Annotated in this window: 17 protein-coding genes; 8 read left to right on the forward strand and 9 right to left on the reverse strand. The window is 54.4% G+C overall.

What is annotated here, in order from left to right:
- The first annotated feature begins 94 nt into the window (after positions 1-94).
- Positions 95-637: a hypothetical protein gene (locus Q8902_12515; protein ID MDP4200378.1), complete on the forward strand. Its 543-nt coding sequence runs from the start codon at positions 95-97 to the stop codon at positions 635-637.
- Positions 638-696: 59 nt separating this feature from the next.
- On the opposite strand, the gene Q8902_12520 is transcribed toward Q8902_12515, so the two are convergent.
- Positions 697-960 carry a hypothetical protein gene (locus tag Q8902_12520; protein ID MDP4200379.1) on the reverse strand — a complete coding sequence of 88 codons (264 nt, stop codon included), beginning with the start codon at positions 958-960 and terminating at the stop codon, positions 697-699.
- A 335-nt stretch (positions 961-1295) separates the two neighbouring features.
- On the opposite strand from Q8902_12520, the gene Q8902_12525 reads away from it, so the two are divergent.
- The 4 genes from Q8902_12525 (at position 1296) to Q8902_12540 (ending at position 5341) form a co-directional block, all read left to right on the forward strand.
- Positions 1296-2375: an imelysin family protein gene (locus Q8902_12525; protein MDP4200380.1), complete on the forward strand. Its 1080-nt coding sequence runs from the start codon at positions 1296-1298 to the stop codon at positions 2373-2375.
- A gap of 2 nt (positions 2376-2377) precedes the next feature.
- Positions 2378-3796: a di-heme oxidoredictase family protein gene (locus Q8902_12530; protein ID MDP4200381.1), complete on the forward strand. Its 1419-nt coding sequence runs from the start codon at positions 2378-2380 to the stop codon at positions 3794-3796.
- 189 nt (positions 3797-3985) lie between these two features.
- Positions 3986-4201, forward strand: a complete 216-nt coding sequence (locus Q8902_12535) for a hypothetical protein (protein MDP4200382.1) — start codon at positions 3986-3988, stop codon at positions 4199-4201.
- Positions 4202-4594: 393 nt separating this feature from the next.
- Positions 4595-5341 carry a DUF748 domain-containing protein gene (locus Q8902_12540; protein ID MDP4200383.1) on the forward strand — a complete coding sequence of 249 codons (747 nt, stop codon included), beginning with the start codon at positions 4595-4597 and terminating at the stop codon, positions 5339-5341.
- Positions 5342-5359: 18 nt separating this feature from the next.
- Here the strand turns inward: Q8902_12540 and Q8902_12545 are convergent, their stop codons facing one another.
- The 8 genes from Q8902_12545 to Q8902_12580 form a co-directional block, all read right to left on the reverse strand.
- Positions 5360-5800 (reverse strand): carboxymuconolactone decarboxylase family protein, encoded by a 441-nt coding sequence (locus Q8902_12545; GenBank protein MDP4200384.1) that lies wholly within the window; start codon positions 5798-5800, stop codon positions 5360-5362.
- A gap of 47 nt (positions 5801-5847) precedes the next feature.
- A complete protein-coding gene (gene hflX / locus Q8902_12550) occupies positions 5848-7152 on the reverse strand; it encodes a GTPase HflX (protein ID MDP4200385.1) in 1305 nt (434 codons plus the stop codon).
- A gap of 136 nt (positions 7153-7288) precedes the next feature.
- Positions 7289-7552 (reverse strand): hypothetical protein, encoded by a 264-nt coding sequence (locus Q8902_12555; GenBank protein MDP4200386.1) that lies wholly within the window; start codon positions 7550-7552, stop codon positions 7289-7291.
- A gap of 3 nt (positions 7553-7555) precedes the next feature.
- Entirely contained in the window at positions 7556-7696 is a 141-nt protein-coding gene (locus tag Q8902_12560; protein MDP4200387.1) for a hypothetical protein, read from the reverse strand.
- Entirely contained in the window at positions 7696-8064 is a 369-nt protein-coding gene (locus tag Q8902_12565) for an AbrB/MazE/SpoVT family DNA-binding domain-containing protein (protein MDP4200388.1), read from the reverse strand. Before Q8902_12565 ends, Q8902_12560 begins: the two co-directional genes overlap by 1 nt.
- Positions 8039-8800: an SDR family oxidoreductase gene (locus Q8902_12570; protein ID MDP4200389.1), complete on the reverse strand. Its 762-nt coding sequence runs from the start codon at positions 8798-8800 to the stop codon at positions 8039-8041. Before Q8902_12570 ends, Q8902_12565 begins: the two co-directional genes overlap by 26 nt.
- A gap of 2 nt (positions 8801-8802) precedes the next feature.
- Positions 8803-9795, reverse strand: a complete 993-nt coding sequence (locus tag Q8902_12575; GenBank protein MDP4200390.1) for a N(4)-(beta-N-acetylglucosaminyl)-L-asparaginase — start codon at positions 9793-9795, stop codon at positions 8803-8805.
- Between the two features lie 272 nt (positions 9796-10067).
- On the reverse strand, positions 10068-11819 hold the full coding sequence (locus Q8902_12580; GenBank protein MDP4200391.1) for a DUF1957 domain-containing protein: 1752 nt from the start codon (positions 11817-11819) through the stop codon (positions 10068-10070).
- Between the two features lie 279 nt (positions 11820-12098).
- Between Q8902_12580 and Q8902_12585 the strand changes: the two genes are divergently transcribed.
- From Q8902_12585 to Q8902_12595, 3 genes are all read left to right on the forward strand, one after another.
- A complete protein-coding gene (locus Q8902_12585) occupies positions 12099-14363 on the forward strand; it encodes a DUF5916 domain-containing protein (protein ID MDP4200392.1) in 2265 nt (754 codons plus the stop codon).
- Between the two features lie 140 nt (positions 14364-14503).
- Positions 14504-16339 carry a 2-oxoglutarate dehydrogenase, E2 component, dihydrolipoamide succinyltransferase gene (gene sucB / locus Q8902_12590; protein ID MDP4200393.1) on the forward strand — a complete coding sequence of 612 codons (1836 nt, stop codon included), beginning with the start codon at positions 14504-14506 and terminating at the stop codon, positions 16337-16339.
- Between the two features lie 762 nt (positions 16340-17101).
- Positions 17102-18382, forward strand: coding sequence for an adenosylhomocysteinase (locus Q8902_12595; GenBank protein ID MDP4200394.1), 1281 nt, complete (start codon positions 17102-17104; stop codon positions 18380-18382).
- Positions 18383-18414: the final 32 nt, after the last annotated feature.

Here is an 18414-nt window from a genome sequence, read left to right on the forward strand (position 1 = left end):
AAGATTCCGACTTGAAACTTTCCTTCACGGACATCTGTCCCCACGGTCGGATGAGTTTTGCCCCATCCGCCTTTTACATACAATCCAAAAACCTATGAAGCCACACAACATCCTTCGCATTGGAATGATGGGCCTGGTTGCCCTTATCGCATTCAGTGTTACATCGCTGGTTCACGCGAAAGCGATCAACGCATATCTTATCTTCAAAGACTCGACTGGCAAGGAGACGAGAGTTGCGATCAATGGTGACGGCACCTTTATGACGCCTCCACTGCAAGCCGGTACGTATCGCTGGTCGTTTGGCACAAGCCGGCCGAGCACAACAGGTCCCGGATCATCCGGGCGAACATCGCTGCCAAGCGGTGGCGAAAGCCCAAAGGAGTCTGTTGCATTTACAATCACGGTGACACCGCAGATCCAACACCCTCGTGATGTGGCGAGCGGATTGCCGACTGGCAAACGCATGCATAAGCCGATCGTCGTGATGAAAATGCTCGATCGCTCCAGCCCAACGGTGATTCAGGCCGATCTTGGAACCATCATTATCGATTTGAACGGCGATGCCGTTACAGGCTCCATTGTCACCCATACCAGAGAAGGCAAGACAATGGCAATGGACGACTGGATCGCAAAATGATCGATCAAACTAATTATTGAGAAACAAGCAATGGCCATCGAAAGGGTGGCCATTGCTACTTAGTCCGGGCCCGCCGCGCCATGCAGAGGATTACCGAAGAAATAACCGTAAACGACCAAGATTACCATCAACACAACAGCAAGTATCAGATAGCCTCCAAAACCCATCTCACGCTGGAGCAAATTTCGACCGACTTGAATCGCGTTGTGATAGAAGCTCGGGGATGCGTCCTCCGCCGACACTTCGCCGCTATGAGTCATATCCAATGATTCGTCGGACTCGGCATTCATCTCACGATACTGACCATTCAATGATGATTCCATAGTGCCCTCGCAATAGTAAGCAGTTTGTGGCGAACTCACCTTACCACCGAAAGAATCCGATTTCAGGAATCACTTCCAAAGTGTCACGGCATCGGTTGGTTGTCGGCGCTTCTATAAATATCTGAATAGACATCGATTTCATTAAATTACTTGTGCTTAATGTAATTTGACTTTCGGAACCGTTGCCTTTCTTCAAAGATTGTTTTTACTCGTTGCACCAAGTATATACGAGACTATTCTAACTGTTCGGAAGTCTTCAACTCGCATACTTGGTCGTTTTACTGCTGTATCGGAATTTTAGTTTAGCCAATCAACAGAAAGGATTAGTGTCGGCTATGACGACTATGCGTTCGCGCACGATGCTCTTGAGCATCGTGCCATTCTCTGCTTTACTCTTTGCATCATGTTCCAGTCCGACTGGCCCTACGATCAGCCCGTCACCGCACAACAGTGTCGTTCTGACCGATCTTGCCGATCGATTCTTCGTCCCAACATATTCGGAGTTCGACCAACGCGCAACCACCTTCGACCAGTCAATCATGGTATTGCAGTCGTCTCCGACCGATGCAAACCTCCAAAATTCCCGCGACGCATGGCGTGTAATGCGTAGCGCTTGGGAGCATTGCTACGCATGTAACATTGGCGATATTGCCACGAACGCCACGGCTCCGACCATTGATCCGTGGCCGGTTGCATACGATCGAATCGACTCACTGCTTGAAGGAACTGCGCCAATCAATAGCCAAAGTCTCGCTGGTTGGGAGGAAGACTTGAGAGGTTTTCATGCGATAGAATATGTTCTCTTCGGATCAAACGGTTCGAAGCTTGCGCATGATCTTTCCCCACGGGCCCTGCAATACCTCTTGGTGCTGGCGAATGATGTAATGGCGACCGCGAGCCAAATTCGTAGCAGCTGGGATTCTGCAACCAGTGGAAGTTATTATCGCTCCTTTGTGGATGCCGGTTCAGGAAGTGATCTCTATCCGACGCAGCGAGCTGCATTGCTCGATGTTACTACGGCAATCTCCGGTATGTGTGATGATCTGGCAAACAAGGGTATCGGACTGCCGTATCAGTCCGGCAACCCACTTCTCGACCCGTCCCCATTCTCTGGCAATACGGTCTCCGAGTTTGCAGCGCGATTGCGTGGAGCCAGAGATGTATATACCGGGGGAGGAGCAACGACCGGGCATGGCCTGTCCATGCTTCTCTCCTCTGGCGATTCCGCGCTCGATCGTGAGATCCGCAGCGGCTTCGACACAGCGATCGCGAGGGTATCTGCTATTCCTTCACCGTTCGGCACGGCAATCCTAGACCGATCGCCGCTCGTCCCGACTGCTGTAGATGCAATAACCTCCCTTGAGGATTTGCTGAATTCCAAACTCGTCCCGATCATTCAAAAAGAGGAGAACTGACCATGTTACAAGCAAAGATTATTTCACATCTGCGCAACACATCTATTGTCGCCGTTCTGGTTTGCGCACCCATTTTCGAGTCTTGTTCCAATTCTGTTTCGAGCCCACCGGCTTCCACGAGTTCCATCGATGAATCAATGAGCGGCGGTTCGCAGACCGTCTTCGTTCAGGGTGTGACGGCATTCAGTCAAGTGCTGCCCAACGTCTCGGCCGATCATGCGGCAATGCACGAGCGAGGCGATGCTCAGTTCGAAGCACAATACGTCCCGGCCCCAGCATCACCCAATGGGGGCCTGGGACCACTGTTCAATGCCAACGCCTGTTCCGCGTGTCATGTCAATGACGGCCGTGGCCGGGCTCCGATCGGCGATGAGAGTATGGTTGGACTTCTCATTCGGCTCAGCGTCCCCGGCACCGATCCACATGGAGGTCCCAATCCTGCTCCGGGGTTTGGCGGACAGCTTCAACAGCGCGCAGCCTATGACGTCGCTCCGGAAGCGGATGTTCAGATTTCATACTCGATGCAAACGCATACGTTCGCGGACGGCTCAAGCTATGAACTTGCTGCGCCTTCGTACACGATCGCCAATCCTTATATGCCACTACCGGCCGGCCTGATGACTTCTCCACGCGTTGCGCCATCCGTTTTTGGTCTGGGACTTCTGGAATCAATTCCAGATGACGAGATTCTATCGCATGCCGATGAAAACGATCTCGATGGCGACGGTATTTCCGGAAAGCCTAACATGGTGTGGGATGCAACCGCGCAAACAATGCGGCTTGGACGCTTTGGCTGGAAGGCCGGGCAGCCATCGTTGATACAGCAATCGGCCGGGGCGCTGAATGAGGACATGGGCATTACGAACCCGATTTTTCGAGTTGAGAGTTGTCATAACCAGACTCAATACTGGGCTGTCGCCGATAGCGCGAAAGCGCCGGAGATCGGAGATGCCGCGCTTCGGGATATCGCCGGTTACATGCAGACTCTTGGTGTTCCCGGACGCCGCAATATGGGAGATGCCGAGGTCATCCGCGGAAAGTACCTATTCAACAATGCGAAATGCAGCTCCTGTCATATTCCCATGATGAAGACCGGGACCAATCCCGATTTTCCCGAGCTTTCGAACCAGACAATTTTTCCCTACACCGATCTGCTGCTCCACGATATGGGACCCGATCTCGCAGATAACCGTCCGGAATATCGGGCAACAGGCAGTGAGTGGAGAACACCGCCGCTCTGGGGAATCGGTTTGACGTATGTCGTTAATGGACATACCCGGTTCCTGCACGATGGCCGAGCGCGATCATTGCTCGAAGCAGTTATGTGGCATGGTGGCGAAGCAACTCGTTCGCGCGAATACGTCCGCATGCTTCCCCAACGAGACCGCGAGGCTTTGGTGAAGTTTCTGGAGTCGCTCTAGTTTCGCCGTAACACGCGCGGCGATGCCTTGCCGTGAATGTGGAAGAATCTTTGCCATGAGGAAGATTCTTCCACAAGCGTGATTTGACAGGACTATGGCAATGCATGGCGTTCGACGCGTATTGCCCGACTTTTCCAGTTGACTTGCTAAGGCACTCGGCTTGTCATCATTTCTCCGAAAGGAGTAATTATGGCAGACGAGCAAGATGGATCGTGCCGAGGACGTGGCCGAAGAGCCATGGTCGATAATAGCGCCGGAAGCATCTATGGCTTCGCATTTCTAGGCGCGGTGGTCTATTATGTCCAACACGCGGCGACTTTCTGGGAGGGCGTGCTTGGCGTCCTAAAGGCCATCTTTTGGCCAGGAATGCTGATCTATAAGGTATTAGATCTATTAAAGATGTGATACTTGCGCTCGATGGCATGGAATAGGCAGTGCACTGGGCAGCGAGCCCGACCTCAGCAGAATAACTATGCCCGCCGAACAACACATCATATTTCCAGGGCAAATCATTGAGACTCTCACCCCAAGTTCCGAGTTCCGCGACTCAGTCTGGACGCGGGCGATGGGCTTTACGCGGTCGAGCTCCGAAACATACAGGGAAATCTTCGCGATTCTCTCATCACGATCGATAATTTCGGTTACATTCCCAAATGGTCGGAAGATGCATTCGCCGCAAAGAATAAATACTCACAAGGTTGGGCGGACTTTCGATGTGCGAACTTCCGCGCGGAAGGCATTAATATCGCCGGGGTGCTGGCGGGTCGGGGCCTCGCCATTCGAGCAGTGCGATTACCTGTGTGGACACTCGATTCATATCAGGATAAGCGCCAGCCGGCGGATCCTCTCCCGGCAGATGCCGTAATGCCGAACGAACTCGTGCGATCGATCACATTCCCAGTTACGATCAAGACCATCATACTCCAGAATGGGTACATCCGATTTCGTGAGCGAGCAGCGGGCAGCGCAGAGGCAGGCGTGCTCAATTTCGATCATCTGAACGTCGTCGTCTCGCCGTTCACAACGGATGCGAAGAGCAAACTCTATGGAGTGCCCACGCGCTTCGATTTGAACGGAATGTTTGTCGGCCAGTCACAACTTGCGATCAAAGCCACGTATCCATTGCATGATTCCGCATTCAACCTACAGCTCGAGGCAACAGTTGGTTCGTTCTCGGTTAATAGACTGAATACGTTCCTCGTCCCGAACGAACGAAAGGAATTGACGGAGAGTCGCGTCGACACGGCCTTTGTTACAATGAACATCGCGGCGGGCACCTCGACCACCAATTTGACCCCTCATTATCGGGGAGTCTCGATGAAAGTTCTCGCAACCAGTAGTAAGGATTCTGCAGGCCTCATCGAAGGAATCAGTACGCTGGCCGCTAATACATTTATATTGAGGGGAGATAATCCGGCAGACAAGATGACCCCAGTTGTTTCGGCCACAACCACACGGACGCGTGCCAAAACGGAAGAGCTATTCCAGTTCATCTGGCTCTCACTTCGGGCGGCGCTGGGTTCGATAGTCGGGGGATTTAGTTGATTCGGAGGCGATACTCGCTTAAGCCTTCTCGGGCGGTCCGAGTCCCGTTGCAATTGCGATGCGGTTCCAGCAGTTGATGATGTTGATCACGCTAATCAGGTCCATGTACTCCCGCTCATCGAAGTGGGTTCGGACTGCCGCGTAAAGATCATCGGGGACACCACGCTTGCTAATACGCGTGACAGCTTCGGTCAATCGAAGCGCGACCTGTTCACGCTCGGAGAACATCCCGCTCTCTTGCCACACCGCGAGGACATGCAAACGCCTGTCAGATTCCCCAAGCGCCAGCGCATCCCGCGTGTGCATGTCAAGGCAGAATGCGCAGCCATTGATCTGCGAGGCCCGGATCTTGATGAGTTCGATCAGCTTTGCATCGAGTTTGGTCTCGTGACTGAAGCGGTTGAATGCCAGCATCGCCGCAGATGCTTCGGGGTTCGCACGTTTGTAATCGAATCGCATAATCGGTGCATGTGGAGAAGGACGAAGTGTAACTAATCCAATTGACCTCACGCCGCCGTCGCCAGCAGCCGTTCGACGCGCTCCTTATTACGCGAGTGCACTCGGAGGCGGAGACGAACGTGCGTATCAGTAAAGACGCGCTCGGTCACCTCTCCCAGTTCGTGCAGACGTGAGGCGATGTCGTAATGCGCCAGAGGTATCTCGACAGTTAATTCGAATGATGCCTCGGTAATTACTTTCTCGATCTCATTCTTGAGTTGCTCGATACCAATGCCCCGCTCCGCCGAGACAAAGACAGCATGCGGATATTGTGCGCGAAGCTCATGCGTAAGTTGACGGCGGTCTTCATCCAGCGCATCCAGTTTATTAAAGACCATGATCGTGGGCTTCAAATGCGCGCCCAACTCGCGCAACGTCTCACGGACGACTTCGATTTGCTCTTCGTACGCTGGACTCGCAATGTCCACGACATGCAAAAGGATATCCGCCTCCTCGACTTCGCGCAGCGTCGTTCGGAACGATGCGATAAGGCGCGGCGGCAACTTGCGGATAAATCCGACCGTGTCGGTCACAAGCGCCTGACGGCCGTGCGAGAGCGCCATCGCGCGCGTCGTTGCGTCGAGTGTCGCAAAGAGCCTATTCTCGACGAAGACCTCCGAGACACCCGAGGCTATCGTGTTCAGAAGCGATGATTTGCCGACGTTTGTATATCCCACCAGCGCGATCCGTGTCAACTCATCCGAGCGTCCTTCGCGGCGCGTGCGGTGCTGACGCTCGATCTCGGCAAGCTTCCCCTTCAAGAGCGAAATGCGAGTCTTGACTAATCGGCGGTCGGTCTCGATCTGCGTTTCGCCAGGTCCCTTTGTGCCGATTCCGCCCATTTGTTTTGACAAGTGGGTCCAAGCGCGTGTAAGGCGTGGCAGCAAGTATTCGAGCTGCGCAAGCTCGATCTGCGTCTTTGCTTCGCGCGTGCGTGCACGACTGGCGAAAATATCGAGGATAAGCCCCGAACGATCGAGAATTTTGACGCCAAGCTCTTTCTCCAGATTACGGATTTGCACCGGCGAAAGATCATCATCGAAAAGGACAAGCTGGATCTCGAGCACTTCGACATGGTTCTTCAACTCTTCGACTTTGCCCTTGCCAAGATACAGCGCTCCATCGGGTGTGGGCCGCTCTTGTGTCACACGGTAAAGGACATCAGCGCCCGCCGTGTCTGCCAGGAGCGCAAGTTCGCTTAAATGTTCGAGGGCTTCAGCGCGACTTTCTTCGTCGCTGGAGCGAATAAGGGTTACGATAGCCGCACGCTCGCGGGTCTTGTGGGTTTCGAAAAAACGAAAGGATTCTTTCAATATAGAGCCTGAATTACGCCGATTGTATGCAGATTGCGCAGATAGATTCGTTGGATTGCTCCTGCGTAAGATTGAACCCATTTATCGTGCCGAGAATGCCCCGATCAACGGTTAACTTTCTGTTAGTGCCAACTCACTATCTGTTCTTCGGGAGCCATTCGACCTTGACTCCATAATCCTCGAATCTCTGAAATTCCGGATCGCCTGTGAGAACAGGAACATCCATCTCGAGCGCTAGTGCGGCGGCGAAGCAATCGGCATAGGAGGCCTTCGCGCCACCTTTGAGATGCGCGGCCTCCATGATCTGTTCAAAGGAAGGCGTGTGTATTTGAAGTGGAAGCAGCTCAACCAGCTTGCGCGACGTCTCCGCGTGCTCGAATCCATTATTGATTGCTTCCATGTATTAGAATTCGCCATAATTGATCGCGCTAATCAACTGGCGGAATCCATTGTCATCGGCGTCGAAGAGATGGTCTCGCACGATTTCCCAGCCGGGCTGATGATTAAAAAGAACCAGAAGCGCGAAGCTATCGAAGACCAGCATCAGAATCGCTTCCGTTCTTCCAGAAGTATTTCGAGGGCCCTTCCATCATTCCCACTAAAGCCGACGGCCATTTCAATAGCTTCCCTGGCGGTGAGCTTCTTGATATCCTCGATGCTCAGGCTTTTGGCGGCCTCGATGACTAATTTATTTCCTTGCTCTTCGATCTTTACTTTTGCGCCATTGGTGAAGCCATGTCGCTCTCTGATGTCAGCCGGCATATCGAAATGCCCGTGTTCGTCGAATGTCGCTTCAAATCGTCTGTCCATACTATGCTCCGTGAGGCTGGAACCGTGCTGCCTGCCAGCGAATTCCCTGGCCTTCGCTATTGCGGCGACTCCTCTGTCATACGCCTGAAATCGGCGTGCCATCGGCATGATAGGCCTGTCCGCTCGTGGCATTCGATGACGAAATCAGATTCATTACAGTCTGCGCAATCTCTTCGGTTTCGATGATATGGCCCTCCCGGTTCATCGCTGCGAAAATTGCTTCCGCCTCTTCTCGCGATTTGCCGCGCGCCATCGTCGCCAAAATGCTCTCTTCTAATATATTGGTGCGCGTGAAGCCGGGACAGATCGTGCTGAAAACAATTGGCGTATTCTTCATCTCTTCGGTAAGTGCGCGCATGAGTCCAAGCAGCGCATGCTTGGATGCGGTATAGGCTGCCGTGTAGCGAAAACCCTGCAGGGCGGCAGTGGATGCGATTGAAATCACTTGCCCACCACTTACTTTCATTTGTGGCAGCAGGGCACGCATGAGATAGAACGGGCCATCGACATTCACGCCAAAAGTCTCACGCCACATTTCGTCGGTCGTATCTTCGAGCTTCGCTGACGGAGCCACTCCAGCATTGTTGACGAGAATATTGACAGCGCCAACTTCCGCAGCAATGTCAGTAACCAATCCGTTCACTTCATCCACCTTGGTGATATCGCATGGACATGCCCATGCCGATCCGCCGTTTGAGATGATCTCATTCCGGATATCCGTGATTTCCTCGTTCGACCGTGCAACCAGCACGACCGGAATGTTCGCCTCTGCAAGTGCGAACGCAATCGCGCGTCCTATGCCGCGTCCCGCTCCAGTGACGAGTGCAAGTCCTTCCATGATTATGCTGCCAGCGACATTCCTCGCTCCGTTACATCATGCAGTATGTTCTGGTCTTTCAGAGCCGTGCTTGCCGCCGCGAGTTGGAATCCGGGCCTTAGCGACCGCGCCGCCCAAACACCATCCGCGCGAACGACCATGAGGCCGCACTGCAAATCCGGTTTCAGATGCCGGTCTTCTCGGATGCGTTTGAGCGCGCGCTCCAGTGCTTCACCCGGCTCGATGCCCTGCCGGACCATCTCGACGACGTGGAACGCCGAGCATGCTCGCATCATGAGCTCGCCATCTCCCGTGGCAACAGCGGCCGCGACCTTACCATCGACATACAGTCCAGAGCCGATGATTGGACTATCACCCACACGGCCATGCAGTTTGAATGCAAGTCCGCTCGTGGTGCATGCACCAGCCAGCCGTCCAGCGCCATCCATGCCGATCACGCCGATTGTATCGTGCGAGGCTTCCGCAACACGCGAGATCCGGCCATTCTGTTCGTGCGCTTCAGACTCCTTGCCATTCTCATCGATGTGGACGAACACATACTCGTGCTCTCCTTCGGCAGCCCTACGCAGGCGGACCTGCAACCGGTCTGGCTGCTTGATCCACTCGGCATAATATGCCTTTGCCTTCTCCGTTAGTAACTCAGTTTGAGGAAATCCTTCGCTCGCGGCGAATGCCTCCGCACCGGTGCCGGCCAGCATCACATGCGGAGTCTTTTCCATCACGCGGCGCGCGATCGAGATCACGTGCTCGTACCGCTGCACGAACGCGACAGAACCGCAATTGCCTTCATCGTCCATGATCGAGGCGTCGAGTGTAACGACACCCGTTGAATCCGGCAATCCGCCGCGGCCCACGGACATACACGTAAGATCGCTCTCGCAGTATTTCGCGCCAGCCTCAACGGCATCGAGTGCCGGCTTGCCAGCGAGAAGCGCATCATAGGTAACTTGATTTGGTCGGAAGCCGTGCTTCCATGTCGATAAAGAGACAAGCATGGGGAAGGGTTAAGTGCTAAGTACTGAGTGCTGAGTGCCCGTAAAACACCATGGAATCAGAATCAATCACTTTGAAGTTGGAATCTTCCACACATCATCCCGGTAAAACATGCCGCGATCATCTCCGGGCCTATGCTCGACCTGCCAGCACTCAAAGATCATCCGCTCCCAGCGCGGGAGCGAGTTTACCATGTGCCTGCTATCCCAAACCGACGAGCGATTTCCGAAATATCCACGACTGCCTGTACTGACTTGTGTAGGGTACGAGAACTCTAATTCCACCACGCAAGATCGATCGTCTCGAACGGCCGATCTTTGACGCTGGAGGTTTCGAGTATCTCGGTGTCTTCCTCCGTAAGACCGTGACCGGCAGCATAGCGCTCGGCCATGTCAAGCAAGGCTTCGAGGAACGCCCGATGCTCTTCGAACCGCTCCTTCGAATATTCGATTGCGCCTTGTGTGGAGATCACGAATTGCCAGTCGCTCGATTCCAAGAGCAGCATTTCCCGTGCAGCTTGCTTCAGGATCGTTTGAAGAATCTTATCCCCTCCCCCAACCCCTCCCGCAAGCGGGAGGGGAGCGATGGTCTTAATTATCTTCAGGAAGCGATCTTCCATCGGGTAAATCACGTCCCACATCCATGCAACAGCCTGGTTGGTCCAGACGAAGTGATGTCCGCCTTCGCCCCAGGAGCCCTCGGGTAACGAGATCGTTTTTGTGGGCGGATAGTCAAGGAGTGCCTTGGAACAGTTGCTGAGCTCGACATCCGTTTCGGGCGCCAGGAGTTGCCGCATGACTTTTTCGAGAAAGCGGGGACCTTCAAACCACCAATGTCCAAACAATTCCGTATCGAACGGTGCAGCGATAATCCCTGGAGTGCCGCGCGCACCGAGATGCTCGGCGAGTTCACGCCGTATGAGCGAAACGAAATCCGAAGCATCGAGATCGAGCTGCCACTCGGTATGGCCGGGTTGATACACACGCTTGGCACCGAGATCGACGCGCGCGCCCGTCACGCCCCAATACCGAAGACCAGAGTTGTGATGCTTCTTGTGAAAATCGAGATAAACTCCGGCACCTGGATACCCTCGATCGGCAGCCCAGACACGCGCGGCGCTTTGAGGGTCACGGGAAAAAACTGCCGGGGGATTCGCCAGCCGGCCCGGCTTGCCCGAATCAATAGAATAGATCTCCGCGAGCGAGCGATCTGCATCGGCTTCAAACGGCGTCTCGCCTCGTGCCCCCATCTCTTCGAGATACTGTTGGTGCAGTTTCCGGGCAAGCGGCTGATACGCCGGGATGGTGGTCCCACCTTTCGTGAGCGCGCCATCGACAACAAAATATTCCAGCCCCGCCTCGGCTACTAACTCTTCAATTCCGGCGCGCTCTTCTCGCTTGCGCTGATACGCTTCGGGCCCGACGGGCGGCGACCAGCGGTAACGTGGACGGTATCCGCACTCTGGCAGCCAAATGCCGCGTGGCCTCGTGCCAAAATGTTTTTCGTGCGTGGCGATTGCACATTTGATCTGCGCGCGGATATTGGCATCCTTCAGCAGCAGCGGGAAATAGCCGTGCGTAGCACCGCAAGTCATCGCGTCGAGAATTCCCCGCTCTGACAAGCGGCGAAATGCACCAACGACATTGCCGCCATACTCATCCTGAAATTTTCGCTTTGCGTTCGAATAATACTCTCGCCACATCTCGGCGAGCGGCTGAAGACGCTCTTCTTCATTCGTCGCAAAAAAATTGTAGTCGGTCTCGGCAGCTAGGATCTTTTCGTCGCAATAGGAGGCGAAGACCTCGGCGAATGCCGGATCGGCGAGTTGTTCGAGATTGATTGGTGAAAAGTCCATCGAAATGCGTGGCGCGAGTCCCTCCGCGTCGAGCCGTTCGAGCGCACTCAGAATCGGCAGGTAGCACTCGGCAACCGCCTCCGAGAGCCAATCGGAGCCATGCGGCCATTTGCCATGATGCAAAACATACGGCAGGTGCGTGTGAAGGATGAAGGTGAAAGAGCCGAGCATAGAAGCCTGAACCTGGATTACGCGGATTAAGGTCGGCACAACCAAGGTTGCGCCAGATTCCGCTGATTGATTTTAAGGATTATGGATGAGCAAACATTGGAGCAATCCTCACGTGCAAATCTACGACCGAAAATGAAGCGCCGGGTCCGAACGGTTTTGCGGCCATTCGGAATCATTGTCATGGTTCCTATCAAGAACGATGTAACATGATGGAACGAGTGGCGTAGTGCTGTGAATTTCTGTTCATTCAGTTCGTCTTATCTCATCGGCCTTCTTATCGTGCGCAATTGTTCTTTCGTTCTGGTCTTTCTTGCACTGCTAACGCTCAGGAGCACAAGCTATTGCCAGAATTCTAAGCGTGATACGAGTTTTCATCCCGTTCTAAATCCTTCACTCGCGGTCTCTCGTCGTGTCGGGACCATCACGATCGATGGTAACTTGAACGATGCCGGATGGACCCATGCCGCCCGTACCAAAGTCTTCACCGGATGCGTCCCGCATCCAATGACACCGCCACCGGTCGAAACCGAGGCACTCGTGACGTATGACGACGATTACCTGTACGTGGCAATGATCGGGCACGACCCACATCCTGAGAACATACGTCAGTCCATGATCGGGCGCGACAATATCTGGCAGGACGACTTCATGGGGATCATCCTCGATCCATACGGAGATGGAGTTCGGGCCTTCGAAGTGTATCTCAATCCTCGCGGCATTCAGGGAGACTTGTTTTGGAGCGCAACGAACGAAGACATGAGCTACGATCTGATCTATTCGGGAGAATCGAAAATCACTTCCGACGGCTGGCAGATTGAGATGCGGATTCCATTTCGCAGCCTCCGGTTTCCCAACGTGGCTGTCCAGAATTTCCATATCGCGTTCTGGCGAAGCTATCCGCGCGATGTCGTTTATAAAATGTCGTCCAGCCCGATCGACTTTCGGATTCCGTGCATCTTTTGTCAATTGGGACCACTAACTGGGATCGAGAACATTCCGCACACCAGCTCCGTCGAACTTCTCCCTTCGCTTGCAGCCACACAGGCAGCAGCCAGAACTGGCCAAGCCTCCCTGCTAAGCAACGAACCCATCAGACTCAAGCCGTCGCTCGGAATTCGTTATGGCATGGGACCGGCGAGTTCAATTGAAGCAACAGCCAATCCGGACTTTAGCCAAGTTGAATCGGATGCCGCACAAGTCAGCGTGAATACAACCTTCGCGCTATTCTACCCGGAGCACCGGCCGTTCTTTCAAGACGGTAGTGATTTGTTTACAACCCCACTGGCCGCTGTTTATACTCGCTCCATCGATGATCCGCTTGGAGCAATCAAGCTGTTGCATCGCGGCCCAACATGGAGCTTGGGATATCTGGGCGGTTACGATCGACATTCGCCGGTCATCATTCCGCTGGAGGAAAGAAGCGTTGTGATTCCGGATGCCGGGAAAAGCTACTCGAATATTCTCCGTGTTGCTAAGACGATTGGCACGGATAGCTATGTTGGTGCGCTCTTGACTGACCGTCGATATGCCGACAAGGGCTCGAATACTGTCGCTGGGATCGATGGCAGAGTGCGGCTATTCGAAAATGTAGCTCTCAGCGGACAGGGATTGTGGAGCGGTACGATTGAATCGAACACGCACTCGATTGGGGACACCACATTATTCAATGATGCACGCCACACTGTGGAGTACGATGGCGAACGGCTTGGTGGGACCTCCGCATCTCTGCAAATCGAACGCATAACGGAGAGTATCGACGCTCATATTGTCTACTCCGAAACCAGTCCGGCATTCCGAGCGGGAAATGGATTTTACTTCAACAATGATATCCAAAGTGCCACAGGGTGGGCGCGCTACAAGATACCGATGGTCAATCAAAATGCCTGGTTAGGCTGGCTCGTGGAAGTCGATCCTTCGGTGACGGCCCAGTACAACTGGAATTTTGACGACGTGACTAAGTTGCGTGAGTTGCGCCCATTGATTCACGTGGACTTTATCGGTCAGTCAAGCTTGTGGTATTATCATCGTTTTTATTCGCAGGAATTCGGAGGCATTCTGTTTCCGGGATTGACGCAATGGGATATTGGCGGCAATACGACCTTTGCTTCTGGTGTGTCATTATACGCTGAGATCACCGTCGGACAGTCGATTGCAACGACCGCTCCAGTGCCTTTTGCTGGAAAGGGCGTGGACGTCAGCGCGTCGGCGACGCTCAAACCGATCGGGAGCTTACTCATCGAGCCATCCTATCGGTTCTCACAATTGGCGCACGATAATGGTGCCATCTTCTATGCAGGGTCGATCTATCGCTCACGTTTCACGTATCAGTTCACCCGGGAACTCGATGCGAGAGTGATCGTGCAATACAATGGGTTTGCGGATCAATTGGATATCGATCCTCTCATCACGTATAAGGTCAATCCGTTTACGAGTTTCTATATCGGCTCGACGCACAATTTTGTCTCAACGGTCGGCAGCATAAACTCACTTCAGCCGACCGAGCGACAATTCTTTGCGAAGGTACAATACCTGATTGCTGAGTAACCGTTTTCTCATGTCAATCTCAGGTTTGGCGAAGGTCATCGCAAAACTTAGCGCTCCAAAGGCCGGAAGCCTTTAGGCAGAAATAGTGTTTACGCGCTCCCGGTCTCCTCCGGAGTGGCCGGCTTCACCTTTTATTGATCATGGCGACGAATGTAGTAATGCCCAAAATGGGCGAAAGTATCTCGGAAGGCACAATCCTACGTTGGCTCAAGAAGGAAGGCGACGCAGTTGAGAAAGATGAGCCGATCCTCGAAATTTCGACTGATAAGGTCGATACTGAAGTGCCGTCGCCGGTTGCCGGGACGCTATTGAAGATCCTTGCGCAGGAAAAGCAGACCGTTTTGGTTGGCGAGCCGATCGCATCGATCGGCACGAACGGCGAAGTTGCTGCCCCGCCCGCAAAATCGGAAGCCAAACCTGCTGCGAGTGAAGCGAAGCAAGCCGCGCCTGCGGCTCCGGCTCCGACTCAGACTCCGACACCAGCGCCTAAAGCCGAGGCACCAGCGCCACAGCCCGCACAGGGCAATGGCTCCGCCGCAGCTCAGGGTCAAGCGGTTGTGATGCCGAAGATGGGTGAGTCTATTGCAGAGGGCACCGTCCTGAAGTGGCTGAAGAAGGAAGGCGACACAGTCGAAAAAGACGAGCCCATTCTCGAAATTTCGACTGATAAAGTTGATACCGAAGTCCCGGCGCCATTTGCCGGGACGCTGACTAAGATCGTCGCGCAGGAAAAGGAAACCGTTGCCGTCGGCGCGACTATCGCGTTTATTTCGAGCGGTGCAGCTTCTGCGCAAGCGCCAGCTCCGCAAGCGCCAGCTCCGCAAGCGCCAGCTCCGCAAGCGCCAGCTCCGCAAGCGCCAGCTCAACAGGCTCCCCCGCAGCAAGCACCTGCCCAGCAGGCTCCGGCACAGCAGGTACAACAAGTTCAGAAGCTGGCAACAGCAGTTGTTAGCCGCGAAGCACAACAAGCGCCTCAGGCTCAAGACGATCGCTTCTACTCGCCGCTTGTCAAATCCATTGCCAAGGCAGAGGGCGTTTCGCCGCAGGAGTTGGCAACGATCACAGGCTCCGGTATGGGTGGCCGCGTGAACAAGACCGACATGCTGGCCTATGTCGAGGCGCGCAAGTCCGGCCGGGTTCAACCAGTTCCCAGCCCCCGCCTCGAAAAAGCGGGAGAGTCTGCTCCCAGCTTTGCCGCGCGCGAGCCGCAGCCGATGGCTACACCGTCATTTGCATCTTCTGGCGAAGCCGTAACGGTCCTTCCGATGGACAATATCCGTCAGCGTATTGCCGAGCACATGGTGCGCTCGGTGCATACGAGCCCACACGTTACCTCGATCAGCGAGGTGGACGTGACGAATATCGTCAACGCGCAGAAGCGCGGCAAAGACGCGTTCCTGCAACGCTATGGCGTGAAGCTCACACTCACTCCGATCTTTATCGAGTGCATGGTCCGCGCACTGCGCGAATTCCCATTTATCAATGCATCGATCGAAGGTACGAATATAATTATTCGCAACGAGATCAACTTTGGCTTTGCAGTCGCGATGCCAAAGCAGGAAGGCTCACCGCTGCCACCGGCGCTCATCGTGCCGGTGATTAAACATGCGGACCGACTCAGCCTGGCCGGTATTGCCGGTGCGATGAACGAACTCGCAAACAAGGCGCGGACGCGCAAGCTCACTCCCGATGACATTTCGGGCGGCACCTTCACGCTGACGAATCCTGGTATGTTCGGCAATATCCTTTCGACGCCGATCATCAATCAGCCCAACCTCGCGATTATGACAACCGGCGCGATCGTCAAACGCGCCGTCGTGAAGACCGACGCCGAAGGCAACGACTACATTGCGATCCGCTCGATGATGTTCCTGGGACTTTCGCACGATCACCGTCTGATCGACGGCCTCTATGCCGTCCAGTTCACCGAGCGGGTGAAGCAATACATGGAGAGCTACCGGGTCGAGGGGATTTGAGTGCATCCCGCTGGGACTGTCATCCCCGCGAAGCGTGGGCACGTGCCGGGAATTCAGGTTTTGACAATTCCGGGGCCCGGATTCCCGCCTTCGCGGGAATGACGATGTAGAGTAACTTGCTCTTAATCAGTGGGTCGCCGGCAGAGCATCTGACTGTTAATCAGAAGGGTCATAGGTTCAAGTCCTACCTCAGGATCAAGTATTGTGTGGGCCTGGATTCCCGGCTCGCGCCCTCGCTTCGCGGGAATGCCGATGCGGAAGGGCCGGGAAAGCCGGCCGCAACAATTTATTTTGCAGAATTCATCGAAAATATGCGATGCCGGGTGTATCGAACAACGTTGTATTAGGTGGAGAGGGGTCTCTTCGTCAGTTACGAATTACGAATTGTGAATGACGAATTTGGCCTGATTCAGGCGGGTTGGCAATGGGAAATACAAATAGCTATCCAGGAGACACCATAACTGTTTCATGAAAAATTTCCGACAACGTAATATAAAATTATATGGCGTGTCTGAGAGGCAGCTATGATTATGGAGAAGCTCGAAATCGAGGCGGTGGTGATCGAGGCGAGGCAGGTTGCGAATGAGCGGAAGGCTAGCCCCAGCGGATGAAATTAGATAAGAAGTGCTGCAACATGCTCCCGCAAGCGGCGTATTTCGAACTCAGGCGTCGCAGGTGCTGTTAGCCGCGCGAGTCGGAATGGGGGCCATCTTGGACCCATCGGAAGAGTCTCCAATATCTTATATAATCAAGGTTCAGACAATGGATTTCAAAGAAGGCCAGTATAAAGTACGTAACCTGAAACTTGCCGATGCGGGTCGCCGGCAGATCGAATGGGCTGAGAGCCGCATGCCGGTGCTCATGGCGCTGCGCGCGAAATACTCGAAGACGAAGCCTCTCGCGGGCTATCGTATCGCCGGGTGCCTGCACGTGACCAAAGAGACTGCCGTGCTGATCGAGACGCTCGAAGCCGCCGGTGCCAAAGTGTCGTGGTCCGGCTGCAATCCGCTTTCGACGAACGATGAAGTTGCTGCCGCGCTGGCTGCGGCCGGCGTGCAGATCTATGCCTGGTACGGCATGGACGTCGATGAGTTCTACTGGTGCATCGAGCGCTCTTTGGACTTCCATCCGAACCTGACGCTTGATGATGGCGCCGATCTGATTTTCACGGTCCACAACAAGTATCCACAGTTGCTCGATGAGATCATCGGCGGCACGGAAGAGACGACGACGGGCGTGCACCGATTGCGCTCGATGGCCGAGGATGGCAAACTTCGGTATCCGGTTATCGCCGTTAACGATGCCGAGACGAAGTGGGATTTCGATAACGTGTATGGTACGGGTCAGTCCACGCTCGATGGTGTTATCCGCGCGACGAGCGTCTTGCTTGCAGGCAAGAATGTCGTGATCGCCGGTTACGGCCATTGCGGCAAGGGCGTTGCAATGCGGGCCAAGGGCATGGGCGCGAACGTGATCGCCACCGAAGTCAAGCCGACCGCCGCTCTGAAAGCGACGCTCGAAGGGATGCGCGTCATGCCAATGGATGAAGCCGCGAAGATCGGTGACATCTTCATCACAGCCACCGGCGTAAAGGACGTGATCGTTGGTCGTCACTTCGATGTGATGAAGGACGGCGCGATCGTTGCCAACACGGGTCACTACGATTGCGAGATCAATATCCCGCAACTCGAAGAGCGCTCTGCCACGCACCGCACCATCCGCGCGAACTGCGAAGAGTATCTGCTCAGTGGCAACCGACGCGTGTATCTGCTGGCACAAGGCCGCCTGGTTAATCTTGCGGCAGCGGAAGGACATCCTTCAGAAGTTATGGACATGAGCTTTGCAAATCAATTCTTGAGTCAGCTTCGTCTTGTCAAGGTTGATAAGGGCGAGGAGACGATGGACCGCGGACAAGTCTATGACATCCCGACCGAGCAGGACCAGGAACTTGGTGCGCTCAAGCTCGCGACGATCGGTATCTCGATCGACGCGCTGACCGAAGAGCAGCTTGCGTACAATCTGGATTACGCGGCGGGCACCTGATGTTGGTCTTTTGATCTTTGAAACAGGGTCCG

Source organism: Bacteroidota bacterium (assembly GCA_030706745.1).
Classification (GTDB): domain Bacteria; phylum Bacteroidota; class Ignavibacteria; order Palsa-1295; family Palsa-1295; genus PALSA-1295.